This window comes from Mesorhizobium sp. CA15 (assembly GCF_020165215.1).
GTDB lineage: Bacteria > Pseudomonadota > Alphaproteobacteria > Rhizobiales > Rhizobiaceae > Mesorhizobium.
Window position 1 is genome coordinate 59,326 of record NZ_JAIUHQ010000009.1, and the last position, 24,168, is coordinate 83,493.

General features: G+C 64.0%; 28 protein-coding genes. 20 read left to right on the forward strand and 8 right to left on the reverse strand.

Annotation, left to right across the window (positions count from 1 at the left end; all coding sequences use genetic code 11):
• Positions 1-27: 27 nt before the first annotated feature.
• The 3 genes from LB515_RS16505 to LB515_RS16515 all read right to left on the reverse strand — a co-directional run bounded on the left by LB515_RS16505 (position 28) and on the right by LB515_RS16515 (position 2,227).
• Positions 28-1,017: a glycosyltransferase family 2 protein gene (locus LB515_RS16505; RefSeq protein ID WP_224708345.1), complete on the reverse strand. Its 990-nt coding sequence runs from the start codon at positions 1,015-1,017 to the stop codon at positions 28-30.
• Between the two features lies 1 nt (position 1,018).
• On the reverse strand, positions 1,019-1,564 hold the full coding sequence (locus LB515_RS16510; RefSeq protein WP_181174799.1) for a dTDP-4-dehydrorhamnose 3,5-epimerase family protein: 546 nt from the start codon (positions 1,562-1,564) through the stop codon (positions 1,019-1,021).
• Between the two features lie 138 nt (positions 1,565-1,702).
• On the reverse strand, positions 1,703-2,227 hold the full coding sequence (locus tag LB515_RS16515; RefSeq protein ID WP_095767674.1) for an outer membrane protein assembly factor BamE: 525 nt from the start codon (positions 2,225-2,227) through the stop codon (positions 1,703-1,705).
• 117 nt (positions 2,228-2,344) lie between these two features.
• On the opposite strand from LB515_RS16515, the gene LB515_RS16520 reads away from it, so the two are divergent.
• From LB515_RS16520 to LB515_RS16550, 7 genes are all read left to right on the forward strand, one after another.
• Positions 2,345-2,887 carry a ubiquinol-cytochrome C chaperone family protein gene (locus LB515_RS16520; protein WP_140541296.1) on the forward strand — a complete coding sequence of 181 codons (543 nt, stop codon included), beginning with the start codon at positions 2,345-2,347 and terminating at the stop codon, positions 2,885-2,887.
• A gap of 11 nt (positions 2,888-2,898) precedes the next feature.
• A complete protein-coding gene (locus tag LB515_RS16525; RefSeq protein ID WP_224608409.1) occupies positions 2,899-3,447 on the forward strand; it encodes a YceD family protein in 549 nt (182 codons plus the stop codon).
• Positions 3,448-3,576: 129 nt separating this feature from the next.
• Positions 3,577-4,644 (forward strand): phosphate acyltransferase PlsX, encoded by a 1,068-nt coding sequence (gene plsX, locus LB515_RS16530; protein WP_224634204.1) that lies wholly within the window; start codon positions 3,577-3,579, stop codon positions 4,642-4,644.
• A 9-nt stretch (positions 4,645-4,653) separates the two neighbouring features.
• The gene (locus LB515_RS16535) at positions 4,654-5,625 is read left to right on the forward strand and encodes a beta-ketoacyl-ACP synthase III (RefSeq protein ID WP_095767671.1); all 972 of its coding nucleotides are present in this window, start codon (positions 4,654-4,656) and stop codon (positions 5,623-5,625) included.
• A 104-nt stretch (positions 5,626-5,729) separates the two neighbouring features.
• The gene (locus LB515_RS16540; protein WP_040983242.1) at positions 5,730-6,053 is read left to right on the forward strand and encodes an integration host factor subunit alpha; all 324 of its coding nucleotides are present in this window, start codon (positions 5,730-5,732) and stop codon (positions 6,051-6,053) included.
• A 131-nt stretch (positions 6,054-6,184) separates the two neighbouring features.
• Positions 6,185-6,724 (forward strand): MerR family transcriptional regulator, encoded by a 540-nt coding sequence (locus LB515_RS16545; protein ID WP_140842716.1) that lies wholly within the window; start codon positions 6,185-6,187, stop codon positions 6,722-6,724.
• Between the two features lie 97 nt (positions 6,725-6,821).
• Positions 6,822-7,124 carry a YqjD family protein gene (locus LB515_RS16550; protein ID WP_224708346.1) on the forward strand — a complete coding sequence of 101 codons (303 nt, stop codon included), beginning with the start codon at positions 6,822-6,824 and terminating at the stop codon, positions 7,122-7,124.
• 71 nt (positions 7,125-7,195) lie between these two features.
• On the opposite strand, the gene LB515_RS16555 is transcribed toward LB515_RS16550, so the two are convergent.
• Positions 7,196-7,456 carry a hypothetical protein gene (locus LB515_RS16555; protein WP_095767668.1) on the reverse strand — a complete coding sequence of 87 codons (261 nt, stop codon included), beginning with the start codon at positions 7,454-7,456 and terminating at the stop codon, positions 7,196-7,198.
• 303 nt (positions 7,457-7,759) lie between these two features.
• A complete protein-coding gene (locus LB515_RS16560; RefSeq protein WP_224708347.1) occupies positions 7,760-8,368 on the reverse strand; it encodes a hypothetical protein in 609 nt (202 codons plus the stop codon).
• Between the two features lie 298 nt (positions 8,369-8,666).
• On the opposite strand from LB515_RS16560, the gene LB515_RS16565 reads away from it, so the two are divergent.
• From LB515_RS16565 to LB515_RS16595, 7 genes are all read left to right on the forward strand, one after another.
• On the forward strand, positions 8,667-8,933 hold the full coding sequence (locus LB515_RS16565; RefSeq protein WP_095767666.1) for a helix-turn-helix domain-containing protein: 267 nt from the start codon (positions 8,667-8,669) through the stop codon (positions 8,931-8,933).
• 205 nt (positions 8,934-9,138) lie between these two features.
• Entirely contained in the window at positions 9,139-9,597 is a 459-nt protein-coding gene (locus LB515_RS16570; protein WP_224708348.1) for a YbaK/EbsC family protein, read from the forward strand.
• Positions 9,598-9,845: 248 nt separating this feature from the next.
• A complete protein-coding gene (locus LB515_RS16575; RefSeq protein ID WP_224708349.1) occupies positions 9,846-11,174 on the forward strand; it encodes an NAD(P)H-dependent oxidoreductase in 1,329 nt (442 codons plus the stop codon).
• A gap of 2 nt (positions 11,175-11,176) precedes the next feature.
• Entirely contained in the window at positions 11,177-12,208 is a 1,032-nt protein-coding gene (locus LB515_RS16580; protein WP_224708350.1) for a thiamine pyrophosphate-dependent dehydrogenase E1 component subunit alpha, read from the forward strand.
• Positions 12,208-13,206 (forward strand): alpha-ketoacid dehydrogenase subunit beta, encoded by a 999-nt coding sequence (locus LB515_RS16585; protein WP_224708351.1) that lies wholly within the window; start codon positions 12,208-12,210, stop codon positions 13,204-13,206. The genes LB515_RS16580 and LB515_RS16585 overlap by 1 nt, the downstream gene beginning before the upstream one ends.
• 3 nt (positions 13,207-13,209) lie before the next feature.
• Positions 13,210-14,580, forward strand: coding sequence for a pyruvate dehydrogenase complex dihydrolipoamide acetyltransferase (locus LB515_RS16590; RefSeq protein WP_224708352.1), 1,371 nt, complete (start codon positions 13,210-13,212; stop codon positions 14,578-14,580).
• Positions 14,581-14,719: 139 nt separating this feature from the next.
• On the forward strand, positions 14,720-15,892 hold the full coding sequence (locus LB515_RS16595) for a DUF930 domain-containing protein (protein WP_224708353.1): 1,173 nt from the start codon (positions 14,720-14,722) through the stop codon (positions 15,890-15,892).
• Here LB515_RS16595 and LB515_RS16600 read toward each other — a convergent pair.
• Together LB515_RS16600 and LB515_RS16605 are read right to left on the reverse strand one after the other, a co-directional pair.
• Entirely contained in the window at positions 15,889-16,560 is a 672-nt protein-coding gene (locus LB515_RS16600; RefSeq protein ID WP_224708354.1) for an HAD family hydrolase, read from the reverse strand. The genes LB515_RS16595 and LB515_RS16600 overlap by 4 nt on opposite strands.
• An 89-nt stretch (positions 16,561-16,649) precedes the next feature.
• The gene (locus LB515_RS16605) at positions 16,650-17,291 is read right to left on the reverse strand and encodes a hypothetical protein (RefSeq protein ID WP_095767658.1); all 642 of its coding nucleotides are present in this window, start codon (positions 17,289-17,291) and stop codon (positions 16,650-16,652) included.
• A gap of 189 nt (positions 17,292-17,480) precedes the next feature.
• Here LB515_RS16605 and LB515_RS16610 point away from each other — a divergent pair, with 189 nt between their 5' ends.
• Genes LB515_RS16610 through ptsP form a run of 5 tightly spaced genes read left to right on the forward strand, consistent with a single transcriptional unit; the run spans position 17,481 to position 22,199 of the window.
• Positions 17,481-17,918 carry a transcriptional regulator GutM gene (locus LB515_RS16610; RefSeq protein ID WP_095767894.1) on the forward strand — a complete coding sequence of 146 codons (438 nt, stop codon included), beginning with the start codon at positions 17,481-17,483 and terminating at the stop codon, positions 17,916-17,918.
• 52 nt (positions 17,919-17,970) lie between these two features.
• Entirely contained in the window at positions 17,971-18,738 is a 768-nt protein-coding gene (locus LB515_RS16615) for a PTS glucitol/sorbitol transporter subunit IIC (protein ID WP_224708355.1), read from the forward strand.
• 15 nt (positions 18,739-18,753) lie between these two features.
• Complete coding sequence (locus LB515_RS16620) at positions 18,754-19,758, forward strand: PTS glucitol/sorbitol transporter subunit IIB (protein WP_224708356.1); 1,005 nt, start codon at positions 18,754-18,756, stop codon at positions 19,756-19,758.
• A gap of 26 nt (positions 19,759-19,784) precedes the next feature.
• On the forward strand, positions 19,785-20,165 hold the full coding sequence (locus tag LB515_RS16625) for a PTS glucitol/sorbitol transporter subunit IIA (RefSeq protein ID WP_224708357.1): 381 nt from the start codon (positions 19,785-19,787) through the stop codon (positions 20,163-20,165).
• 48 nt (positions 20,166-20,213) lie between these two features.
• A complete protein-coding gene (ptsP, locus tag LB515_RS16630) occupies positions 20,214-22,199 on the forward strand; it encodes a phosphoenolpyruvate--protein phosphotransferase (RefSeq protein WP_224708358.1) in 1,986 nt (661 codons plus the stop codon).
• Between the two features lie 17 nt (positions 22,200-22,216).
• Here ptsP and LB515_RS16635 read toward each other — a convergent pair whose 3' ends face one another.
• Complete coding sequence (locus tag LB515_RS16635; RefSeq protein ID WP_224708359.1) at positions 22,217-22,999, reverse strand: hypothetical protein; 783 nt, start codon at positions 22,997-22,999, stop codon at positions 22,217-22,219.
• A 154-nt stretch (positions 23,000-23,153) separates the two neighbouring features.
• Here LB515_RS16635 and LB515_RS16640 point away from each other — a divergent pair, with 154 nt between their 5' ends.
• Positions 23,154-24,167 carry a sugar-binding transcriptional regulator gene (locus LB515_RS16640; protein ID WP_095767893.1) on the forward strand — a complete coding sequence of 338 codons (1,014 nt, stop codon included), beginning with the start codon at positions 23,154-23,156 and terminating at the stop codon, positions 24,165-24,167.
• Position 24,168 lies beyond the last annotated feature (1 nt).

A 24,168-nucleotide genomic window follows, 5' to 3' on the forward strand; every position in this document is an offset into this window, starting at 1 on the left:
GGGATGAAATCACGCATTCCGGGGCACTCAACCGGCTTCCGGCCTTTCGCCGCCACGGCGATAGCGGGCCAGCAACGCGTTGGCGTCTGGTTCTCGTTCGGGCATCGGCGGCAAGCCGCGTGTCCGGCGCAACATGGCAATGAACGCGCCGCGGCGATATTGGCGACGGAAGGACCGCGCCCGCGGATGTATGCCAAACATGGCCAGAAGCCTGCGTTTGAGATAGCGGGAGCGCTTGAGGGGGGCAGGCTCCTCGGCGTTGCCGAGAATCCTGACCCGCAACGCGTCTGGCGCATCCATCGCGTCCATCAGTTCTTCCTGTTCCCGCGCCGTATCTCGCGCGTAGCTGCCTTCGCGCTTGCCCGAATGCAGCATGAGCACGGTCAGATGGGGCATTGTCGCAATCACCGCACCCTTGCGCCAGGCACGGAACAGCCAGTCCTGGGAACTCTCGCAAACGCACTGGCTGGCTGGGCGCCATGGCCCAAGCCCTGGCAGCGATGCGCGCCGGATCATTTGCGCGGAGCCGAATCCGACAGTGGTAACTGGGTCATAGAAGCCGTCCCGGCCCATTCCGAGGATCATATGCCTGGAGCCTTTGCTCGCGGACGACTCGATGACTGCACCTCGGGCGATCACCACATCGGCACCGGTGGCGTCGATCCAGCCGCACATGGACGCCAGATGGTCGGGAAACCACAGGTCGTCATGGTTCAAGATGGCGACGAAGCGGCCGCGGGCCCGGGCAAAGCCGATATTGTTCGGACCCGACTGCTCGCCGAAGTTCACGGGAAGGTCGATATAGCAGATGCGGGCGTCTTCGAATGCAGCGACGGTGGCCGCGGTGTCAGGGCGGCACGCATCGCCGATGACTATGGCCTCCCAGTCCTGCAGGGTCTGACCAATGAGGCTCTTCAGGGCTTGATGCAGCACCGCCGGACGATTGTGCGTCGCCATCACGATCGAGACCAGCGGTTCGATCGGTCCGATTGGCGCGCCTTGACCGGCCTGTTCCACACTACACCAGCTTGTAGGGGATTTGTTCCGTATCGGGCGGCAGGCGCCAATGGTCGGGCGCGTCATAGGCGTAAGCCTTGTCGACAAGGTTGAGCAGCAACGCTGTCTCCGGTCCGAGGGCGACGACACCGTGCCAGACGCCGGGCGGAATGGTGACGATTGCCGGTCGCGAGGCGCCGACGATCTTGTGCCAGACCGTGCCGAAACTGGGCGAAGCCTTGCGCCCGTCGAAAAGCGATATCCGCACGCTGCCGGCGCAGCAGAACAGGCGGTCGAGAGTCGCCGCATGTGCGTGCCAGCCCGTCACTGCGCCCGGATACATGGTGCGCTGGAACACTTGCCCGACCGGCGATTGATCGAGAGCCCATTCCTCGCGAAAGATCTCGGTCAGGTAGCCGTTGGAAGTCGCGACGGGTCTGATTTCCTTGAATGTGACGCCCTCGATCGGCGGCGCATCGACGGCGAGCCAGTCCGGCGTCACCGTCTGTTGGTCAGGCGTGCCGGTGGCCATCCAGCCCTGCGGTACGGTACGATCGTTGTTGCTCATATCCAGCCCCCCGGAAATCGCCAAAGCGTCATACGTGGCTATACGGGCATAGGCAAGCGCAGTCGGACGGTCGCCGGCAGGCGACGAAAGACCGTCGATCGAAGTCTTTCGTTCAGTCAGGTTGCCGGGCGAGCGAACTCAGGGCGTACCGCCGCTACCGCCGCCGGGAATGCCGGGCGCCAGCTTGCTGGCGCCACTGATGACCTGGCTCAGGAAGTTCTGGTCCTTGCCGCCGGTCGGCGTCGTCCGCGAGATGAAGTCGAAGACCTTGCCGTCCTTGAGGCCGTAATTGGCGATCTGGGTGACGCGGCCGTCAGCGCCGAAATAGACCGCCAGCACGTGCTGGTCGATGATGCGCGGGTTGTCGAAGGCGACGTAGCGCTTGCGCGTTTGCGAGATGTAGTAGAAGGCCTCGTTGTCGAAGGTCGCCGTCGTCGACGGCGTGCCCAGCGCCAGAAGCACCTGCTCGCGGCTCGATCCGACCGGCACCGAATCGATCGCCTGCTGGTCGATGACGTAGCCTTTCGTCAGCGTCTCGCTCGGATGGAGATCTCCGAACATCTTGGACGAATTGCAGGCGGAAAGCGCTGACACCATTACCAGCAGCGAAGCCGCGCCCACTGGGGCGGGCGCAAAGAACGACTTGAATTTCAGCGCACCCAACAACAAATCTCCATCACATCCCCGCAACTTGCGCTGGGCCGCAAAACCGGTAAACCAGCTTGCATGCCGATGCAACAAGGCCAAATCAAACAACAGGTCCCCGGGAGACCGCCCTCAATGTTCCAGCGCCTTTTTGGCCGCGAACGCAATGCCAACCGCGCTATCACCGACGCGCTCTACGCACAAATCGTGGCGGCGGCGCGGCAAACGGTGTTTTATTCCGACTGGAATGTGCCGGATACGCCGCTCGGCCGCTTCGAGATGCTGTCGCTGCATATGTATCTCGTCCAGCACCGGCTGCATGGCGGGCAAGGCGTGGCCGCCGAGGTCGCGCAAGTGCTGATCGACGAGTTCTTCCTCGATGTCGAGCATTCGCTGCGCGAACTTGGCATTGGCGATGTCGGCGTGCCCAAACGCATGAAGAAGCTGGCAAAGATGTTTTACGGCCGTACGGCTGCCTATGACGAGGCGCTCAAGGAAGACGATCGGGTGGCGCTTGCGGCGGCGCTCGCCCGCAACGTCAGGCCGGACTCCGGCCCCTGGCCGCAGGCGCCGCTGCTGGCGGACTATGTCTGCGAGGCCTCGCACAAGCTTGCCGCCCAGCCGACCGAATCGATCGCCGCCGGCACCGCCGCGTTCCCGGCGGCGGGGGCAGCGTGAAGGAGGCCGGCATGAAAGACGCCGAACTGCGCAGCCCGGTATCCTTCGTCGCCAATGTCGCGCGCTTGCCGCAAAAGGGCTTGCCTGTCCTTGTCGAGGCCGATGAGCGCCAGCGCGAGGCGCTTGCCGCCGACTATGATCTGCTTTCGGTCGAGAGCTATCGCGCCGAACTGCTTGTGGTCCCCTGGAAGCGCAATGGCGTCAAGGTCACCGGTCGCGTCGCGGCCGACATCACGCAAGCCTGCATCGTCACCCTGGATCCGGTCGCCGCGCATATCGACGAGCCCGTCGAGGCGCTGTTTCTGCCCGAGCAGTCGAAGCTTGGGCGCGAAGGTTTCGAAGGCGGCGGCGAGATCGTCCTTGACGCCGACGGGCCGGACAGTCCGGAGACATTTTCCGGCGACACCATCGACGTCGGCGGGCTGGCCGAACAGTTTTTCGGTCTGGCCATCGACCCTTATCCTCGCAAGTCGGGAGCCTCGCTCGACGTCGCCGGCGACGATCAGACCGAGGAAAGCGAATTCCAGAAAAAGCTGCGTTCGCTACTTGGAAAATCCTGAGGTGGTCCGGATTTTGGAAAAGTTGGTTGTGCGCAGGCACAAAACCGTTATTTTCGCCGAACCTTCGCGAGGCCCCTTACCTCGGCAGGCGTCCGCCGCAAGCCAGGCAAACCGTGAGAAAAGCACTACGTGATCAGGATTTCCATCGATGCCATGGGCGGCGATCACGGACCAAGCGTGGTCATCCCGGCGCTGATGACCGTCGCCATCCGCCGCCCTGACATCCGCTTCGTCGTCTATGGCCGCGAGGACGTGGTGCGCCCAGAGCTCGCCAAGTTCCCGAAACTCGCCGAGATATGCGAGTTCGTCCATTGCGAGATCGCCGTGCGCATGGATGACAAGCCGAGCCAGGCGCTTCGCCACGGCCGCTGGAAGTCGTCGATGTGGAAGGCCGTCGAAGCGGTCAAGAACGGCGGCGCGCAGGCCTGCGTCTCGGCCGGCAACACCGGCGCGCTGATGGCGATGTCGAAATTCTGCCTGCGCACGATGGCCACCATCGACCGTCCGGCGATCGCGGCGCTCTGGCCGACGACGCGCGGCGAAAGCGTGGTGCTCGATGTCGGCGCCACCATCGGCGCGGATGCGCACCAGCTTATCGATTTCGCCATTCTGGGTACCGGCATGGCGCGCTCGGTGTTTGGCGTCGAGCGGCCGAGCGTCGGCCTGCTCAATGTCGGCGTCGAGGAGATCAAGGGCCAGGAAGAGGTCAAGGAAGCCGGCCGCATGTTGCGCGAGGCCAACATGGCCTCGATGAATTATCGCGGCTTCGTCGAGGGCGACGATATCGGCAAGGGCACGGTCGACGTGGTGGTCACCGAGGGCTTCGCCGGCAACATCGCGCTCAAGACCGCCGAGGGCACTGCAAGGCAGATCGCCGGCTATCTGCGCGCCGCCATGAGCCGCACGCTCATGGCCAAGATCGGCTACGTCTTCGCCAAGGGCGCCTTCGACAGGCTGCGCGAGAAGATGGATGTCGGTCGCTCCAATGGTGGCGTCTTCCTGGGGTTGAACGGCATCGTCGTGAAGAGCCATGGCGGCGCCGATTCGGACGGATTCGCGGCCGCCATCGAGCTCGGCTACGATATGGTACGCAACAATCTGCTTGACCGGATCGAGGCCGACCTCGATCTGTTCCATGCGCGCAACCCGACCGCGCAGGCAAACAGGAAGTCCGGCGTCGCCGACGCCGAGGGATAGGAAAGAGCCTTGATCAGATCAGTCGTGCGCGGCAACGGTGCCGCGTTGCCCCGCCGCATCATGAAGAATGCCGACTTCGAAGGCATGGTCGAGACCTCCGACGAGTGGATCGTCCAGCGCACCGGCATTCGCCAGCGCCACGTCGCCGCCGACGACGAGACGACTGCCTCACTTGGAGAGGATGCGGCGCGGGCCGCGCTCGACAGCGCCGGCATGACGCCGGCCGATATCGATCTCATCATCCTGGCGACCTCGACGCCCAACAACACGTTCCCGGCGACGGCTGTCGAAATCCAGAACCGGCTCGGCATGCATCACGGCTTTGCCTTCGACATGCAGGCCGTGTGCTCTGGCTTCGTTTACGCCGTTGCCACTGCCGATCTCTATATCCGCGGCGGCCTGGCCAAACGCGTCCTGGTGATCGGCTCGGAGACATTCTCGCGCATCCTCGACTGGAGCGACCGCTCGACCTGTGTGCTGTTCGGCGACGGCGCCGGCGCGCTGGTTCTCGAAGCGGAAGACGGAGCCGGCGCGATAACCGATCGCGGCGTGTTGGCCGCGAGCCTGCGCTCCGACGGCGTGCACAAGGACAAGCTCTTCGTCGACGGGGGTCCTTCGACCACGGGAACGGTCGGCCATCTGAGGATGGAAGGCCGTGAAGTGTTCAAGCATGCCGTCGGCATGATCACCGACGTCATCGAAGCGACCTTCAGCGAGGCCGGCATAACGGCCGAGGACCTCGACTGGTTCGTGCCGCATCAGGCCAATAAACGGATTATTGACGCTTCCGCCAAGAAGCTCGGGATTGCAGAGCAGAAAGTGGTGGTCACCGTCGATTTACACGGTAACACCTCGGCTGCCTCGGTGCCGCTCGCTTTGTCGGTGGCCGTCGCCGACGGTCGCATCAAGAAGGGCGACCTGGTTCTTCTCGAGGCGATGGGTGGAGGCTTCACCTGGGGCGCGGTGTTGCTCCGCTGGTAAGTGCCGAACTCGCCGGTTCGGTCCTTGACCTTGCCGGATCAATTACTTAGGCTCAGCCTTTGCCTGTATCGATTTACGTTTTTGCGAGCAGATGGGACGGTCGCATGGGGGGAAAGACACTTACGCGTGCCGACCTTGCTGAAGCCGTTTACCGGAAGGTTGGTTTGTCGCGAACGGAATCGGCGGAACTCGTCGAGGCTGTGCTGGACGAAATCTGCGAAGCCATCGTTCGCGGTGAGACGGTCAAGCTGTCGTCCTTCGCCACCTTCCATGTCCGCTCCAAGAACGAGCGCATCGGCCGCAATCCCAAGACGGGCGAGGAAGTGCCGATCTTGCCGCGCCGGGTGATGACGTTCAAGTCCTCGAACGTGCTCAAGAACCGGATCCTGCGTTCGCATCAGAACAGCAAGGGCAAGGGCGGCAAGTAGTTTGCTGGCGAATGCGGTTGAAAACCGCCGGCGGTTTTGAAGCTGGGCTTGAATATCGTTTCATAAATCGCTGAAATAAGGCGCGATTCGGCACCATGCCAGGATCGTGGTCCAGTGTGGAGGATTGGCCCATGGACAAAAGCCCCGATGCTTTCCGCACCATCAGCGAAGTCGCGGAAGATCTTGACCTGCCGCAGCACGTGCTGCGTTTTTGGGAGACCCGCTTCACCCAGATCAAGCCGATGAAGCGTGGCGGCGGCCGGCGCTACTACCGGCCGCAGGACGTCGAGCTCATCAAGGGCATCCGGCATATGCTCTACGATCAGGGCTATACGATCAAAGGCGTGCAGAAGCTGTTGCGCGAGAACGGCAACCATTTCCTGGTCGCCATCGGCAATGGCGACATGGCCGCGGTGGAGGCCATCGCCCAGCGCCGCCAGGCCGAGCAGGTGCCGCTGACGGCGGCCGCGCAGCCGCGCGGCGACGAGGACGCGCTGGTCGGCCAGCCGAAAGTGAAGCCCAGCCGCCGTTTCTTCGGCCTCGGCAAGAGCGACGACGAAGGTCCGGTTCAACCCGACTCGTCGAGATTGTCGCGTGACAATCGCGCCTTGCTGCAGGAGGCGCTGTTCGACTTGCTGGAATGCAAGCGCCTGCTCGACCAGGTTCGTTGAACGGTCATATTCGACTTGACGGTGCTCGGTCGGTCGGTCGGCCGGAACGGGCTCTTCGCCCGTGCGTTAGGCCTTCTCGAAGAGAAGGACAACAAGCATGGCACCGTTTTCGACCCTCTCCGACGTTGATATCGACAAGCAGGTCGCGGCACTTTCGCGACAACTGCACGACCTGAAGAAGGTTCTGGCCAGGCGCGGCGACGCCTACTACGAGGATGGCCGCGAGGCGGCGTCCGACTATTATTCGCAACTTGCCGATCGCCTCCACGAGGCGCTGCCGGCAATAAGGCGCAGGGGCAGGGCGATCGAGCGCACGGCGCGCGATCATCCGGCGACGGCCGCTGCCGTCGGGCTGGTCGTGGTCGGACTGCTTGCCGGCCTTTTGATCGGCCGGCGCTGATCGATCGAGGGGATATAAACAGAAATGGCGGCCGTTCTCGACGGCCACCATTTCCGTGCCGCTACAGGTGATCAGTTCGCAAGCTTGAGCCGCGTCTTCGGGTCGACCTTCATGACCTGGCTGCACTTGCCGTAGACAGTGCCGTTCTTGTCGGTGGCATCGGTATAGGTGCCTTTGCAATCCAGCTGCAGCACCAGGCAAGAACCATGGCCCTTACAGACCGCGCCGCCGTCGCCGGTCGGATGCGTGCCCGCAAAAGCCGGAGCCGAGACCGAGCCGAAAGCCGAGACGACAAGAGCCGCGGCCAGGGTGATACGCTTGAAGTTGGTCATTTGAGCATTTCCTTCCATTGGTTTTGGGATCGCCGTCCCGGCGTCCCGTTGGGGTGAGGAGCACCTTGCGGCGCCCATGACCGCTTAGTGCTGCGGCCAATGGAAAGGTTCATATGCCGCGCGTTTTTTTCATTTGACCGGCGATATCGGCGGATTGGGAAAGCCGTGCGCGGCTCTCCTCAGCGCGCGCCACGCATCCGGCGCGCGGCACCCGACATGGAGGCGGCTCACTCCGCGATGCCGCCGCCTCAGATAGGCCGAGTGTTCAAGCGGCCAAAGCTGTTCGAGCTGCTCGCTGCCTCCTCACATCGGCGGCACGATGCCGTGATTCCCGACAACGACCCGGTTCGCGACCAGCTTGCCGTCGCCGCCATGCTCGGCATTGACGAACACTGCGATGCCCGGCGTGAGATCTGCCGGCGTGGCGGTGGCGAATGTCACGATCGGTGTCGTCTGCGGGATAGCGATCTGCTTCTTCTGGCCGTTGTCATAGGTGAGCGTGACGGTGCGACCTTCGATCTCGGTGACATCGGCGACGGTGCCGTTGGTCATGCGGCTGTTGGGCTGCAGATCCCAGTCGCGATCGCCTTCTCCGGTACCCTTCAGAGCAGCCGGAAAGATCACGACTTCCAGCGCGCCGCTGCCGCCGTCGGCCTTGGAAATCGAGGCGACGCCGAGAAAGTCGCCCTGCTTGATATCGGCTGCCGACGCCTTGGCAACGCCCGAAATCTTCCATCCGTTGGCGAGCGTGATCGCATTGGTTTTGCCATCGCGATCCTTCACCGTCAGCGTCGATCCGGCAACGCTGACGACAGTGCCTCGAACACGTATGGCATCCGCGGCCGACGCCTGCGTCGCGCCGATGACGCTTGAGACTGTGCCGAGCACAATTGCGAACGATTTCAAATTCATGGCATCCGATCCTTCCGAGAAACGCCCGGCGTCGGTCTGTCTGCCGCCGGTGACGGCAAGCTAACGAATCGAGACGTCGAAAATGCCGGCGGATCCGGCCGCGGACCTTCAAAAGAACTTGATTGAGCGCTGCGCGACCTTACATGTACGCAGCCCGAGGCATCAGCCGAAACGCAGCTTCACGAACGCGTGACGCCGCATGGGTGCTCTTGGCAAATCATTTGTTAACGAGCATTCTCCCGCCCGTCTCAGGCAACACCACATTTCATCCGACCCTGTTTCATCTCAAGGAGTTGCCATGCCCAACACCGTACGAAACGCTGTTTCCAACGACATTATTGCCGCGTCCGGCCTCAACCCGTTCAAAGCCGCGCGCGAAACCAGGGGATACACGATCGAGGAACTCTCTTTGACCTGCGGCCTCGCCGTGGGCGAGATCGTCGACATCGAGGACGGCAAGGATGCCGACCCCGCCAAGCTTCGGCGCATCGCTTCCGCCCTGCAGGTGCCGGAAGAGGAATTGATCAGAGTGCCGGCCGCCGAGAACCGGCCCACGCAGCAATAGGACGCAAGCAAGCGTCCATGTGAAAGCCCGCCAAGGCATGCCTGGCGGGCTTTTTGATGCATGTCGCCCAACTATGCGCTGCGGTTTTGGGGAAACGGCATGCGTCAAGACAAGGATGCGCAACGCACGGCCGTGGCTCTTGTCAATGACCGCGCCGCCATGCGATTCGCCAGCCGGTGTTCGACAGGTCTGACGAGGGGTCGCCATGAGTTTGGAATCGGTTCGCGCCTTTTTTGCCGAGCATGCGCCCGATGTCGAAGTCATCGTCACCGAGGCAAGTTCGGCCACGGTCGCGCTTGCCGCCGAAGCCCATGGCGTCATGCCGGCGCAGATCGCCAAGACGATCTGCCTGCGCGTGGGCGACGAGGCCATGCTGGTCGTGACCAGCGGCATCGCCAGGCTCGACAACCGCAAATTCAAGGACAGCATGGGCGGCAAGCCGCGCATGCTGGGCGGCGAGGAGGTGCTGGCAATCACCAGCCATCCGCCTGGCGGCGTCTGCCCGTTCGGCCTGCCGTCGCCGCTACCCGTCTATTGCGATCTGTCGCTCAAGGCCTTCGACGAAGTCGTTCCCGCAGCCGGCGCCACCAATGCCGCGGTGCGCATCACACCGCAGCGCATGGCCGATCTGGTCGGCGCCGTATGGGTCGACGTTTGCCAGTAGCAATTGCCGCCTAGATATCCCGTCATGGTTCGTCGCGGGCCGTAGCGCGGCTTTGACCGACATTCGGCGCGGCCCGCTCGCTTCCATTTGGCTTGGTATAGGCATCCGCGCCTTTCGCCGTCGCGCGTCAACCGACTCGAAACGCGTCGAGGACGGTCAAAGATTTGGACATTAGTCTTGACAGAAATACAGATGTTCAATACCCGTCAAGCGATCAAACAGCATGCGATGTGGGAGGAATAAGCGGCATGGCTTCCAATATTTCGTTGACGGGCCTTGCCCGTGACCTCGAGGAGCGCGCCAAGTCCGGCAAGCCCATTCGCATCGGGCTGATCGGCTCGGGCGAAATGGGCACCGACATCGTCACCCGCGTCGCCCACATGTCCGGCATCGAAATCGGCGCCATTTCCGAACTCAACCTGCCGGCGGCCAGCAAGGCCGTCGATATCGCCTTCCAGGAGACCGGCCATGCGCGCGAGGTTTCGAGCGGATCGGCCATGACGTCGGCCATGGAGGCCGGCAAGATCGCCGTCACCAACGATTCCAGCCTCGTCATCGGCAACGACCTCATCGACGTCGTCATCGATGCGACCGGCGTTCCGGCCGTCGGCGCCGAGATCGGCCTGCGCGCCATGGAGCATGGCAAGCATCTGGTGATGATGAATGTCGAGGCCGACGTCACCATAGGCGCCTATCTCAAGAGCGAAGCCGACCGCCTCGGCGTCACCTACTCGCTGGGCGCCGGCGACGAGCCGTCTTCATGCATGGAGCTGATCGAGTTCGTCTCCGCCATGGGCCACCCGATCGTTGCTGCCGGCAAGGGCAAGAACAATCCGCTCAACATCGACGCCACGCCTCCGGACTATGAGGAGGAGGCGAAGCGTCGGCACATGAACGTGCGCATGCTGGTCGAATTCGTCGACGGTTCGAAGACCATGGTCGAGATGGCGGCGATCGCCAATGCGACCGGGCTGGTTCCCGACAAGCCCGGCATGCACGGTCCGGCGGCGACGCTCGGCGAATTATCGAAAGTGCTGGTGCCCGAGAAGGACGGCGGCGTGCTGTCGAAGGTCGGCGTCGTCGACTATTCAATCGGCAAGGGTGTGGCGCCCGGCGTCTTCGTCGTCGCCGACATGTCGCATCCGCGCATCTCGGAGCGCATGGAAGACCTGAAGATGGGCAAGGGTCCGTATTTCACCTTCCACCGTCCCTATCACCTCACCTCGCTGGAAGTGCCGCTTACCTGCGCCCGTGTCGTGCTTTATGGCAAGGCCGACATGGTTCCGCTGGCCAAGCCCGTGGCCGAAGTCTGCGCCGTTGCCAAGAAGGATCTGAAGCCCGGCGACAAGCTCGATGCCATCGGCGAATATTGCTACCGCGCCTGGATCATGACGGCTTCGGAAGCCCATGCGGCGCGCGCCGTTCCCTGCGGCCTGCTGCAGGGCGGCTCCGTGACTGCACCCATCAAGAAGGGCGAGCTCATCACCTATGCCAACGCGGCGCCCGCGCCGGGCTCGAAGATCGCCGAGTTGCGTGCCCGCCAGGACAAGCTCGTTTACGGCGCCGTGGAGGCGTGATCATGGCTGGAGCCAGCAAAGCCGCCGTCGTGGATAGCCGGGCCAACCTGCCTTTCGTCTATCGCCAGTACAGTCCGGAGCAGCTGAGGGAGGTGCTTCACAAGATGTACCTCATCCGCCGCTTCGAAGAGGGCGCGGAAGAGTGCTATACGCGCGGCCTCATCCACGGCACCATGCACCTGTCGATCGGCCAGGAAGCCAGTGCCATGGGCATCTGCATGCCGCTCGCCGAGGATGATCAGATCACCTCGACGCATCGCGGTCATGGCCACTGCATCGCCAAGGGTGCCGAGGTCAGCCGCATGTTCGCGGAGTTCTTCGGCAAGACCACCGGCTACTGCAAGGGCCGCGGCGGCTCCATGCATATCGCCGATGTCGCCAAGGGCAATCTCGGCGCCAACGGCATCGTTGCCGGCGGCATCCCGATCGCGGTGGGCGCCGCGCTCTCGTCCAAGATGATGAAGACCGGCAAGGTCGTGGTCTCCTTCTTTGGCGACGGCGCCAACAATGAGGGCGCCTTCCACGAGGCGCTGAACATGGCGGCGGTCTGGAAGCTGCCGGTGATCTTCGTGTGCGAGAACAACGGCTACGGCATGTCGACCTCGACGGCGCGCTCGACCGCGGTCAAGAACATCGCCGAGCGGGCGGCCGCCTATTCGATGCCCGGCGTCATTGTCAACGGCAATATCTTCTCCGAGGTCGCCGAGGCGTCCTTCAAGGCCGTGGAGCGGGCGCGGGCCGGCGAGGGGCCGACGCTGATCGAATCCAAGACCTACCGCCATCGCGGCCATTCCAAGAGCGACCGCAACCGTTACCGCACCAAGGAAGAGATCGAGGATTGGATGGCGAACCGCGATCCGATCACGCTCTTCGAGACGGAACTCCGCGATTTCGGCTTCATCGACGACCAGGGCATCCAGACGATCCGCGACGCGGTCGCCAAGGAGATCGCCGACGGCATCGAGTTCGCCAAGGCGAGCCCGGCGCCCGAGATCGCCACCCTTCAGAACTACGTTTACACGGAGCCTGCGTGATGGACGCCACGCTGCGTGAACTGAGCTACGCCCAGGCGATCCAGGAAGCCATGGCGATCGCCATGGACATGGACGAACGTGTCTTCCTGATGGGCGAGGATATCGGCGTCTATGGCGGCGCCTTCCAGGTGACCGGCGACCTCGTCGAGCGCTACGGCACCGAGCGGGTTATAGACACGCCGATCTCCGAACTGGGCGGCGCCGGCGTCGCGGTGGGCGCGGCCGTCACCGGCATGCGGCCGATCTTCGAATTCCAGTTCTCGGATTTCGCCACGCTCGGCATGGAGCAGATCGTCAACCAGGCGGCCAAGATGCGCTTCATGCTCGGCGGCGAGGTCTCGGTGCCGGTAGTGATGCGTTTCCCGGCGGGCTCGGGCACGGGCGCCGCCGCGCAGCACAGCCAGAGCTTAGAAGCCTGGCTCGGCCATGTGCCCGGCCTCAAGGTCATTCAGCCGGCGACGCCGCACGACGCCAAGGGCATGCTGCTTGCCGCGGTCGCCGATCCGGACCCGGTCATGATCTTCGAGCACAAGCTGCTCTACAAGATGAAGGGCCATGTGCCGGAAGGCCATTACACCGTTCCGATCGGCAAGGCCGAGATCCGCCGCGAAGGCCGCGATCTCACCATCGTCGCTACATCGATCATGGTGCAGAAGGCGCTCGACGCCGCGGCTCTGCTTGAAGGCGAGGGCATCGACATCGAGGTGGTCGATCTGCGTACGATCCGCCCAATCGACAGGCAGACCGTGATCGACAGCGTGAAGAAGACATCGAGATTGCTCTGCGTCTACGAAGCGGTGAAGACGCTCGGCATCGGCGCGGAGGTGAGCGCGCTGGTCGCCGAGAGCGAGGCCTTCGACTATCTCGATGCGCCGATCATGCGCCTTGGCGGCGCCGAGACGCCGATCCCCTACAATCCGGATCTGGAAAAGGCCACGGTGCCGCAAGTTCCCGACATCATCGCCGCCGCGCGCGACCTCGTGAAAGGGGTCCGCTGAGCGATGCCGACCGAAGTCATTCTTCCCAAGGTCGACATGGATATGGCGACCGGACAGATCTCGCGCTGGTTCGCCGAGGAGGGCGCGCACGTCAAGAAAGGCGACGTGCTTTTCGAGATCGAGACCGATAAGGCGGCGATGGAGATCGATGCGCCGGCCAGTGGCACGCTGCGCAACGTCACCGGCAAGGAGCGCGTCGACATTCCGGTCGGCGAGCCCGTCGCCTGGATTTACGCCGATGACGAGGTCTATGAATCAGGAATGACGCCGCAGAACAGGGCGCCAATCTCCCCCCTAATAGGGGAGATGTCGGCGAAGCCGGCAGAGGGGGGCGCTGTCCCGCCAACGTCTCGTTCCTTCGCGCCCCCCTCTGCCCTGCCGGGCATCTCCCCCACGAGGGGCGAGATCGGCCAATCGCAGGGCGAGCGCGCAACGCCGCTGGCGCGCCGCTTGGCTCGCGAAGCCGGTCTTAAGATAGCCGAAATACAAGGCAGCGGTCCGCGCGGCCGTGTCATGCGCGCCGACGTTGAAGCCGCAGTCGCAGCGAAAGGCGCGGCCACCCTTGGTCAGCCAGCCGCCGAGATTCCGGTCGAAATCCCGTCCGCTCCGGCCGCAACCAAGCCGATGTCGGACGACCAGGTGCTGAAGCTGTTCGCCGAAGGCTCCTACGAGCTCGTGCCGCACGACAACATGCGCAAGACCATCGCGCGTCGCCTGGTCGAGGCGAAGTCCACCATCCCGCATTTCTATTTGACGCTGGACTGCGAGCTCGACGCGCTGCTTGCGCTGCGCACGCAGCTCAATGCCGCAGCCCCGATGAGGAAGACCGACAAGGGCGAGGCGCCGGCCTACAAGCTCTCGGTCAACGACATGGTCATCAAGGCCATGGCCATGGCGCTGATGGCGGTGCCGGATGCCAACGCCTCCTGGACCGAGAACGCCATGGTCAAGCACAAGCACGCCGATGTCGGCGTTGCCGTCTCGATCCCCGGCGGGCTGATCACGCCGATCATCCGGCATGCCGACGAAAAGACGCTGTCGGTCATCTCCAACGAGATGAAGGACCTTGCCAGCCGCGCCAGGAGCCGCAAGCTGAAGCCGGAAGAATATCAGGGCGGCACGACGGCGGTGTCCAATCTCGGCATGTTCGGCGTCAAGGACTTCGCCGCCGTCATCAACCCGCCGCATGCGACGATCCTAGCGGTCGGCGCCGGCGAGGAGCGGGCGGTGGTCAAGAACGGCGAGATCAAGATAGCCACCGTGATGTCGGTGACCTTGTCGACCGATCACCGCGCCGTCGACGGCGCGCTTGGCGCCGAACTCCTCGGCGCCTTCAAGCGCTTGATCGAAAACCCGATGGGCATGCTGGTGTAAGCCAATTCCTGCAGGGCTTTGATCCCGGCTTGCTCTTACGCTGCGCGGCCCTGCGATCACCGACTTGTCAGGCCGGCAGCTCGCGCGAATCCTGGCCCGGTGCTTGAAGCCGCCGTCATTTCGTTCCACATCGGGCGCAATGAACGGCAAGATGCGGGAATGGTTTCGGAATTGGCGATGGGCCTTGGCCGCATCGCTGTTCCTGCATGCCCTGATCGCGGCGTTCCTGTTCTTTGGCTTGCCGAGGCCCGACCAACTGCCGGACCAGCAGGAACAGCCGGTCAACGTCGCGATCGTGCCGCCGCCCGATCAACCCAAGCCGAAGCCCGCTCCAAAGCCGCCGCAGCCGACGCCTGAAAAGAAGGTTGAAAAGCCGCCTGAGCAGGCTGTGCAAAAGCCTCCGCCGCCGCAGCCGCCGAAACCGCAGGACATCCCGGTTCTGAAGCGCGTTTTCCAATATGGCGAGAAGGATACCGGCCCGCAGAAATCCCTCGACGGCGGCAGCGCGCCGGCCAACGCGCCGTCGCCGGCCAAGGATGAACCCGCGAAGCCGCCTGTCGCATCGCAGCCCGCGCCAAGCCAGCCTACTCCGCCTGCGGCACCCGAACAGCAGGCGGACACCAACAAGGCTCAAGAGAAGCCGGTAGCCGCCGCGCCGGACGAAAAACCCGCGCAAGACGAGGAGAAGCACGCGACCGACGACGCTGATAAACAGCAGCCGGAAAAGCAGGAAGCAGCTCCGCAAACCGCCGAAAAGCAAGCAACCGAAACGCCAAAGCCGTTGGTGACCGAGGGGGGCGACAAGTCTGCACCGGCCGAAAAGGCAAAGCCTAAGCCTTCGAGGGCGATGAAGTTCAAATCCGCAAGAGCTTTGAGAGCGCCAAGCGGGAACCCGGGAAGCTCAAGCCCCGCCGACAGCGAGGTCCCGGGATCGCCGATCTATTCCGGCCTGCCGGGCGTCAGAAAACTTTACTCGCCGGGTGCGACCGGTAACGCGCTGGCCACAAGCTCGATGGAGAACGTGCCGAGGGGGCAGCGTGTAGCCAACCTTTGCGGCAACGTTCTGAGCCAAGAATTGCAAAGCGCCGACTATTCGATCAAATGGGTGCCCACTATTCCGCTGGACAAAGGCAATGTCCTCAATCCTGCGCAATCCGCCTTCAGCACGAGGGCTCAGTGGTACGATCTAACCTTCCGATGTGAGGTCGACCCTGATGCCACGCGGGTTCTGTCCTTTAATTTTCGTGTGGGCGCATTGATTCCGCCCGGCGAATGGGCACGAAGAGGATTGGCTAGGTACCCGCTTAATTAGGCCAGCACTCCAAGCTCTGCCAACTGCACGGAAACGCCGTGCCAATCGCCGCAGACGAAATCGGCACCGGCGGCCCTCAGCCGCGCGCTGTGTTCGGGATAGGTATGTCCGCCGCCGGTATAGCCGATCGCAATCATGCCGGCCGCGACCGCGCCCTGGACGCCAAATGGCGAATCCTCGATCACGACGCAGTCGGCCGGCTTGGCGCCCATCTTCTCGGCGGCGTAGAGGAAGATATCGGGCGCCGGCTTGCCGTTCTTGACCATCGAGGAGGAAAAGATCGCCTCGCCGAAGAAGCGCGACAGTCCGGTCACCGACAGGCTGTGGTTGATGCGTTCGACCGAAGATGACGAGGCGACGCAGCGGTCGCCGGCAAGCGCGCTCAGGAACGGCAGGATCCCCGGTGTCGGCTTCAGCTCCTCCGAAAAGAGCAGCTTGGTCTCGGCCCAGATGTCGCCGTCGGCGGTGGGCGGGAACTGATGGCCGGTCAGTTCCTTGATTTTGACGATGATGTCGGACTGCTTCATGCCGATGCATTGTGCGATGATGCCGCCATGGACGCCGGGCATGCCATGCTTCTCGTAGACGCGCTCATAGGCCTTTGCGGCCAGTGGTTCGCTGTCGACGAGAACGCCGTCGCAATCGAAAATCAGTCTAGGTTGCGCCACGCGCTTCTCCCGGCCTCTGTGCCAATACGCACATCGCTATCGATAAAAAGTCAGATGTTCAATAGTGAGGCGGATGCATCTCCTGCGCATCAAAGCTGGCGCAGCGCCTCGCTGGCCGGCGTGGATCCAAGCGCGCGCTGCATGGCCTGGCGCGACTGCGCACGGTCGGGTGTGATCCAGTTGGGCTCGGCGCCGAGGAAGCGGTCGAGGAAAGCGACGGCATAGGCGGGCATTTCCGTCGCGTTCTCGCGGTAGGACCACCAGGTGCGCAGGTCGTCGGCGCATTTGTCGATGCTGGGCGCCGTGCCGAACTCCTGCTCGTGCACAGCCAGAATCGCCGACACGCAGTAGTTGGTATAGAGAAAACCTTCCGGCCAGAAGCGCACGATTTCCGCCGTGCCGGCATTGGCTTCCGTCTCGATCATTTCGGTAAGACCGGAGACCTCTCGCGCTGGCGCCTGCCGGATCAGCTCGCGCAGAACCAGCCCGGCGGCGAACACGATGAAGTCCGCGCGGTCGACAGCTGCGAATCGCTTCTGCGCCTCCATGACGTCGATCCAGTCGAGAAAGGCGCGCGTCAGCTTGGCCTCGTCGATCTCGAAACGAACGCCGAAGGTTTCCGACACCACCTTCGCGCTGCTGCGGAATGTGGCGCGAAACCAGCGCAGCTGCCGCAGCCGGTGACGAAGGTCCGGCATAAGCGCCAGTTCGTGCCTGAAAGGCAGATCCATGTCTCATATCCCGTTTGGCGACAGGCTAGCACAGGCGCTGCCGTTGCCGAAATCGGTCAGCCGCCTGTTGAGCGTTACGGCGGCTAATATAATACATGTTGACATTCTAGGAAACAAATGTTCTCACTTTCGGGTCATCTCGCCTCCGTCCAATATGTGCCGGAGGAAGAGAATCGGGAGGAAACCGAAATGGCGATCTGGCAGTGGGCGCTGCTTCTGCTGTTTGTCGTCTGGGCGCTGCAATCGCTCGGCGTCTGGCTGCAGATGCGGCATTATGCGGACGTCTTCAAAGGCGTCACCGGAGAGTTCAAGGACGGCTTTGTCGGAGCCGGCAATTTCCGCGGCCGGCTCGCCAAGGGCACCATCGCGCTCGTCGTCGTGACGCCCGATCTCATCGTGCGTCGCATGATGGTCATGAGCGGCCGTTCGGTGCTCACCAAGTTCAAGCGACATGAAGAATTCGAGGGCATCCCCCTCGATCGACTCCGGTCCAACCCTGCGATCATGGGGGAGGGGGAACCCGGTGTGGCCGAGGCCGTGAAACGGGCGATCGAGCAGATCGACCGCGCGCGGTCGGAGCCGGGGAAGAAGCCGGGCCTGTCCGGTTTGAACGTAGCAAGGGCTTAAGCGACGCCGGCAGCCGGCTGGGAATGACCGGCGGGGGTCATAAGGAGGAGAAATGTCTGTAATTTCGTTATTGGCGCAGCATGCCGACCTGGCGGTGCACAACCTGCATATCGCAGGCACCATGGTCTCGGATGCTGCCTGGCACGGCAAGCTCGGCGTCGAGCATGCCACCGACCATGTCGTGGTCCTGGCGCAGGCGACGACCGACAATGCGCCGGTCACCGCCGATCAGCTCAAGGAACAGCTGAAGAATGTGCAGCAGGAAGAGCAGCTCGGCTGGCTGACCGCCATCGGCAAATATTTCATCGGCATTTTCCAGAAGGGCGGCGAAGTGTTCGCCGGCTTCGTCACCGGCATCATCCCGACGCTGGTCGTGCTGATGACCGCCTTCTACGCCGTCACCGAACTGGTCGGCGAGGAGCGCGTTCACGGCCTGGCGCGCGGCGCCGGCCGTATCGCGCTGACCCGCTACACCGTGCTGCCGGTCCTGTCGGTGTTCTTCCTCACCAACCCGATGGCCTACACTTTCGGCTCCTTCCTCGAAGAAAAGCACAAGCCTGCCTTCTACGACGCCGCGGTGTCCTACGTGCATCCGCCACTCGGCCTGTTCCCGCATATCAACCCCGGCGAATATTTCGTCTGGGGCGGCATGCTGGTCGCGCTGCTCGACCTCGAGAAGCGGGGCGTCATCGCCAACGGCTATCACGTCAAGGTGGCGATCTGGTACGCCATCGTCGGCCTCGTCGTCATCCTGCTGAAGGGCATCCTGACCGAGCGCATCACGGCCATCATGGCACGCCGCCAGGGCGTCGAGCTCTAAGGGCGGGAGGACACCATGGCCAAGACATACAAGGCAGTAAAGATCTCCAAGGGCTCCACCGGCTGGGGCGGCCCGCTGGTCATCGAGCCGACCGAGCAGCGCAGCAAGGTCGTGTCGGTAACCGGCGGCGGCATTCATCCGGTGGCGCAGCTTATCGCCGACATGACCGGCGCCGAAGCGGTCGACGGCTTTAAGGCGCCGCCGATCGAAAGCGAGATGGCGGTCGTCGTCGTCGACTGCGGCGGCACCGCGCGCTGCGGCGTCTATCCGCGCAAGCGTATCCCGACCGTCAATCTGACACCGGTCGGCCAGGCGGGTCCGCTCGCCCAGTTCATCACGGAAGACATCTACGTTTCGGGCGTGAAGCCGGCCAACGTCACAATGGCGGACGGATCCGAAGCGGTCACCACTGCGGGGGGAGCAGCATCGATGAGTACAAGCAACAACACCACTGCCAGGGCGGCCGAGCCGCTGCCGAACGAGGGCGGGCTTATCGGCCTGATCAGCTCGATCGGCCGCGTCATGGGCCGTGTCGTCGGCATCTTCTTCAACTCCGGCCGCCGCACCATCGATCAGGTTATCCGCAACGTGCTGCCCTTCATGGCCTTCGTGACCATGCTGATCGGCCTGATCCTCTACACCGGCATCGGCGACGTGCTGGCACAGCCGATGGGACCCTTGGCCAACAACATCGTCGGCCTGCTGGTCATCTCGGCCATCTGCGGCCTGCCGTTCCTGTCGCCCATCCTTGGGCCGGGCGCGGTCATCGCCCAGGTCATCGGCGTCGCCATCATCGGGCCGCAGATCGCCAACGGCACCATCTCGCCGGCAATGGCCCTTCCGGCGCTGTTTGCCTACAACACGCAGGTGGGCTGCGACTTCGTTCCCGTCGGTCTGGCGCTCGGTGAGGCCAAGCCGAAGACGATCGAAATCGGCGTGCCAGCGGTGCTCATCAGCCGCCAAATCATGGGGCCGGTCTCCGTGCTGATCGCATGGATCGTCTCCCTGATCGTGTTCTAAAAACGCGTAACAACGAGGTTCGCCATATGTCGGTTCTTCTCAAGACGCGGGTCACTGCTGTCGGACCCGAAGTGGCGGACCTCGCCGAAGGCGGCGTGGTCATCCTGTTCGCGGATGGCTCGCCTCCTGAACTCGCCGAAGTCTCGGTGCTGCACTTGGCAGAGCAGGGGCCTAGTGACGACGCGCCGCAAAAGGGCGCTTCGATTACGCTCGGACCGGTTTCGGCGACGATAACGGCGGTCGGCTCCACGGCCTGGAGCAAGGTCCGGGAAATGGGTCATGTCGTGATCTCCTTCAACGGAGCATCCGAGGCCGAAAGGCCGGGCGAGGTTTGCGCATCCGAGGTCGACACCGGAGCGCTCGTGGCCGCCCTGAAACCGGGCGCTGTCATCACCATCGCCGCCTGATAATATCCGCGCTGTCTGTCGACGGCGCCCAAGCCTAGAGTAATTGCCATGGAACGCTCGACCATCGTCAGAGTGCACGAAGGTTTGCACGCCCGTCCCGCCACGCGGTTCGTGAAGCTCGCCAAGGGTTTCGAATCCGACGTAGAGCTGGTCAAGGACGGCAAGGCGGTCAGCGCCAAGAGCTCGGTCAAGCTGATGCTCCTGGCTGTCAAGGAGAACCAGGAAGTCACCGTGCGTGCCAACGGCGCCGACGCGATCGAGGCGATCGAGGCGCTGATCGGCTATCTTGAGAACCCGCGCGCCGGCCTCGACGACGAGGGCGAGGCGGGTGATGAGGGCTCGCAAGCCGCAGCCGCAGCGCCCGCTCGTGAGGCCGCGCAGCCTGGTGCCGCGGCGGTGGATGGAACCCCGAAACTTCAAGGCGTCGCCGCAAGCGAGGGCGTGGCGATCGGGCCGGCCTTCGCCCATTTCCCGCCGGAGATCGAGGGACCGGGCAGACGCCTGCAGTCCGATGAGATCGAGGGCGAGCTCGAGCGTTTCCGCGGCGCCGTCGCCAGCGTCCAGGCGCGCATGGACCGCACGCTTGCCGAGAACAATCTCTCCGCCGGCGACCGCGGCATCGTCGCCGCTTTGCGCGACATCGCCGCCGACGACAGCCTGACCGGCGAGGCGGAGAAGCTGATCAAGGAAGGCGATGACGCGGTGTCCGCCGTCATTGGCGCGGCGGCCACCATCGCCGCCGATTTCAGCGCGGTCGACGACCACTATCTCAACGCCCGGGCCGACGACGTCCATGCCGTCGGCAGGCAGATCTGCCTGGCGCTGCTCGGCCAGGACGAAGTTAGCCTGGAAACCATCCCGCAGGGCGCGATCCTCATTGCCGACGACATCGGCGCCTGGGATCTGGCGCGCGCGCCGCTGAAGCGCATCGGCGGCGTGGTCTGCGGCCATGGCGGCGCCACCTCGCACATAGCCATCATCGCCCGCTCGCACGGCATCCCGGCCGTGTTGGGTCTCGGCGACAAGATCAACGAACTGCGCACCGCCAGGGAGGTGGCGATCGACGGCAGTGCCGGACATGTGATCGTCGATCCGGACGAGGCCGCGCGCAAAGACTTCACCCGGCGCGTCGAGGCTGCCGCGCAGGAGCGCGCCGGGCTGAAAGTGTTCAAAGGCGTGACGCCTACCCGCGCCGACGGCACGGTGATCGAGGTCGCGGCCAATATCGGCTCGCTGGAAGAGATCGAGGCGGCGCAGGAGGCCGGCGCCATGGGCGTCGGCCTATTCCGCACCGAGCTGCTCTTCATGCGCCACATGCATCTGCCGTCGGAAGAGATGCAGGCCGAAACCTACAGCGCGCTGGCCAAGGCGTTTGCGCCGCATTCGGTCATCGTGCGCACGCTCGACATCGGCGGCGACAAGCCGATCGCCGGCATCGAATTCCCCGACGAGGAAAACCCGTTCCTCGGCTGGCGCGGCATCCGCATGTGCCTGGACCGCCCCGACATCTTCAAGAAGCAGCTGCGGGCGCTGTTGCGCGCCGCCGTCCACGGTAACATCAAGGTGATGCTGCCGATGGTCTCGGAGATCGCGGAGGTCACGCGCACGCGCGCGCTGGTCGACGAATGCGCCAACGAACTCAAGGCCGAAGGCGTGCCGCATGCGAGCTTCGACCTCGGCGTGATGATCGAGACGCCAGCCGCCGTGCTGATCGCGCCCGCGTTGGCGAAGGAGGTGGCGTTCTTTTCGATCGGCACCAACGACCTGACCCAGTACATCATGGCCGCCGACCGACTCAATCCGACGGTCGCCAAGCTCAACGACGTCACCAATCCGGCCGTGATGTCGGCGATCGAGCTGACGGCGAAGGCGGGTGTCGCCGCCGGCATCATGGTGGGCATGTGCGGCGAGGCCGCCGGCCGTCCGGACCTGATCCCCACCTTCATCGGGATGGGCCTGACCGAGCTCAGCATGAGCCCGGCCTCGATCCAGCGCGCCAAGAAGACGATCGCGGCCATGGCGGCCGAACGGTAGCGGATGATTCGCGACGGTTACGCTAGATGCGCGAGCAGGGTGGCGAGAACCGGTGTCAGTTCCTGGACGGCATTGGCCTGGGCACAGGTCTGCCGGATGCGGTCCTCCCGCACTTCGGCAGCCAGCACCGCGATCTCGAGAATGTCGGGCTCGGGCGTTCCGTCCGCCCTGGTCGCCAGTCCGCAGGCAAGCGCCACGGGCGCGAGGCACCTGATGTCGAGAGACCGCTCCCCGGCTATCGCCGGGCCTGTGCCGATCTCGCCAGGCTGGACAGGACGGTGGTTGAGGCATTCGACGAGCAGAGCCGCGCAGGCCGCCGCGACCTGGTCCGTCGATGCCGCGTCCGCCGTCGCGCCGGCCAGGAGATCCGCGTGGCGCTTGCGCATCGCGACATGCACGGCGGAAAAGCTCGCCTCGTGGACGCGCGGATTGTCGATGCCGTAGCCGGCGAGGACCTCGCGGGTCAGATAATACATGTCGCGCCTGAACTGACGCTCGCCGCCGATCTGCCGGTCTTCATTGCCGTGCGGGAAATAGATCCGCAGGCTTTTGACGGTCGTGCCGTCGACCTTGAGCGGCCGGGAATGCGGTACGAAGGATTCGGCAATCGTCAGCGCCTCGTCGACGGCGCTCGCGGCGTGGCCGAGCAGGCTGCGGCCCGGGAAGGGAGGCAAATTGCCGGCGATATCTTGCGAGGGGTCGCCGGCGCTGTCGTGGCGGTTCTGGCGGATGGCATCGCGCAGTTCCCGAAGCCGGTCCTTCAGGTTGGCGCGGACGTCTTCGGAAATTTGTCGCAGCATCGCCAATTGCCTCGAAATGCTGAAGCCGGTCACGGCTTTGGGCGCCAGCCGCCCCTCTCTAGATTGTTCGTCTCGATTGGTAGATCAATAGGCGATATTTAACCAGCATGCAGAATCGGCGACGGCAGTGTCACCGCCGGGGTTGGAGGGGAAATTGGGCAGGCGACGGCAGGGTGAATCCGAAAACGGCAGGGCGGCGGCCGAGGCATCCGAGCAGGTCGTCAGCGAGAGCCGGACCGACCGCCTCAGGATCCGCGCCGCCTGGATGTATTTCGTCGAGCAGATGACGCAAAACGAGATCGCCGACGTGCTCGGCGTTGGCCGCGTCACCATCGTGCGCATGCTGGCCGAGGCGAGGGCACGCAACGAGGTGAAGATCACCATCGAGAGCGAGCTTTTGGAGATCGTGCGGCTGGAGCGCGCGCTCGAACAGACCTTCGGACTACAGCAGGCGCTGGTGGCGCCGCTCACCGATCCCAATGCTGACCCGATCCCGGCAATCGCCGCCAAGACCGGCATGTTCCTGTCGGATGCGATGAAATCCGGCATGCGGGTCGGCGTCGGCTGGGGAGTCACGCTGTTCAACACCTTGCCCTTCATCAGCGCCAAATCGCTAACCGATTTCAGCGTGATTTCGCTGCTTGGCGGCGTCGGCGTCGCGCGCCGGGTCAACCCGGCCGAGTTCGCCTGGCGCTTCGCCCAGATATTCCAGGGTGACGGCTATCTGATGCCGACGCCTGCGGTCGTCGACAGCGTCGAGACAAAAATCGCGCTGGTCGAGCGCTGCGGCCTGCAGGAGATTTTCGAGATGGCCGATGCGCTCGACGCCGTGCTGCTCAGCGTCGGCGGCATCGCTTCGGCCACCACCTTCTCGCGCGGTGGCTTCCTGAAGGAAGCGGACCGCGAGGCGCTGCTTGCGCGCGGCGCCGTCGGCGATCTCCTGTTCCATTTCTATGACCGCAATGGCGATCTGGTCGACCATCCCGTCAACAGCCATGTGATGTCGGTGGATGTCGACCGCCTGCGCAAGGCGCCGATCCGCATCCTCACCTCCGGCGGCGCGGAAAAGACCGAAGCGCTGCTCGGCGCCATGAATCTGATTGCGCCGACCATCCTGATCACCGACGAGGAAAGCGCGCGCCGCATGCTCGCGGCGCATGGCGCTTGAA

Coding starts and splice junctions, on each gene's coding strand:
- LB515_RS16510 (WP_181174799.1), bottom strand. CDS start 1,564: ATGAGCAACAACGATCGTACCGTACCGCAGGGCTGGATGGCCACCGGC.
- LB515_RS16520 (WP_140541296.1), top strand. CDS start 2,345: ATGTTCCAGCGCCTTTTTGGCCGCGAACGCAATGCCAACCGCGCTATC.
- LB515_RS16525 (WP_224608409.1), top strand. CDS start 2,899: ATGAAAGACGCCGAACTGCGCAGCCCGGTATCCTTCGTCGCCAATGTC.
- LB515_RS16540 (WP_040983242.1), top strand. CDS start 5,730: ATGGGGGGAAAGACACTTACGCGTGCCGACCTTGCTGAAGCCGTTTAC.
- LB515_RS16545 (WP_140842716.1), top strand. CDS start 6,185: ATGGACAAAAGCCCCGATGCTTTCCGCACCATCAGCGAAGTCGCGGAA.
- LB515_RS16550 (WP_224708346.1), top strand. CDS start 6,822: ATGGCACCGTTTTCGACCCTCTCCGACGTTGATATCGACAAGCAGGTC.
- LB515_RS16555 (WP_095767668.1), bottom strand. CDS start 7,456: ATGACCAACTTCAAGCGTATCACCCTGGCCGCGGCTCTTGTCGTCTCG.
- LB515_RS16560 (WP_224708347.1), bottom strand. CDS start 8,368: ATGAATTTGAAATCGTTCGCAATTGTGCTCGGCACAGTCTCAAGCGTC.
- LB515_RS16565 (WP_095767666.1), top strand. CDS start 8,667: ATGCCCAACACCGTACGAAACGCTGTTTCCAACGACATTATTGCCGCG.
- LB515_RS16570 (WP_224708348.1), top strand. CDS start 9,139: ATGAGTTTGGAATCGGTTCGCGCCTTTTTTGCCGAGCATGCGCCCGAT.
- LB515_RS16575 (WP_224708349.1), top strand. CDS start 9,846: ATGGCTTCCAATATTTCGTTGACGGGCCTTGCCCGTGACCTCGAGGAG.
- LB515_RS16580 (WP_224708350.1), top strand. CDS start 11,177: ATGGCTGGAGCCAGCAAAGCCGCCGTCGTGGATAGCCGGGCCAACCTG.
- LB515_RS16585 (WP_224708351.1), top strand. CDS start 12,208: ATGGACGCCACGCTGCGTGAACTGAGCTACGCCCAGGCGATCCAGGAA.
- LB515_RS16590 (WP_224708352.1), top strand. CDS start 13,210: ATGCCGACCGAAGTCATTCTTCCCAAGGTCGACATGGATATGGCGACC.
- LB515_RS16595 (WP_224708353.1), top strand. CDS start 14,720: ATGAACGGCAAGATGCGGGAATGGTTTCGGAATTGGCGATGGGCCTTG.
- LB515_RS16605 (WP_095767658.1), bottom strand. CDS start 17,291: ATGGATCTGCCTTTCAGGCACGAACTGGCGCTTATGCCGGACCTTCGT.
- LB515_RS16610 (WP_095767894.1), top strand. CDS start 17,481: ATGGCGATCTGGCAGTGGGCGCTGCTTCTGCTGTTTGTCGTCTGGGCG.
- LB515_RS16615 (WP_224708355.1), top strand. CDS start 17,971: ATGTCTGTAATTTCGTTATTGGCGCAGCATGCCGACCTGGCGGTGCAC.
- LB515_RS16620 (WP_224708356.1), top strand. CDS start 18,754: ATGGCCAAGACATACAAGGCAGTAAAGATCTCCAAGGGCTCCACCGGC.
- LB515_RS16625 (WP_224708357.1), top strand. CDS start 19,785: ATGTCGGTTCTTCTCAAGACGCGGGTCACTGCTGTCGGACCCGAAGTG.
- ptsP (WP_224708358.1), top strand. CDS start 20,214: ATGGAACGCTCGACCATCGTCAGAGTGCACGAAGGTTTGCACGCCCGT.
- LB515_RS16635 (WP_224708359.1), bottom strand. CDS start 22,999: ATGCTGCGACAAATTTCCGAAGACGTCCGCGCCAACCTGAAGGACCGG.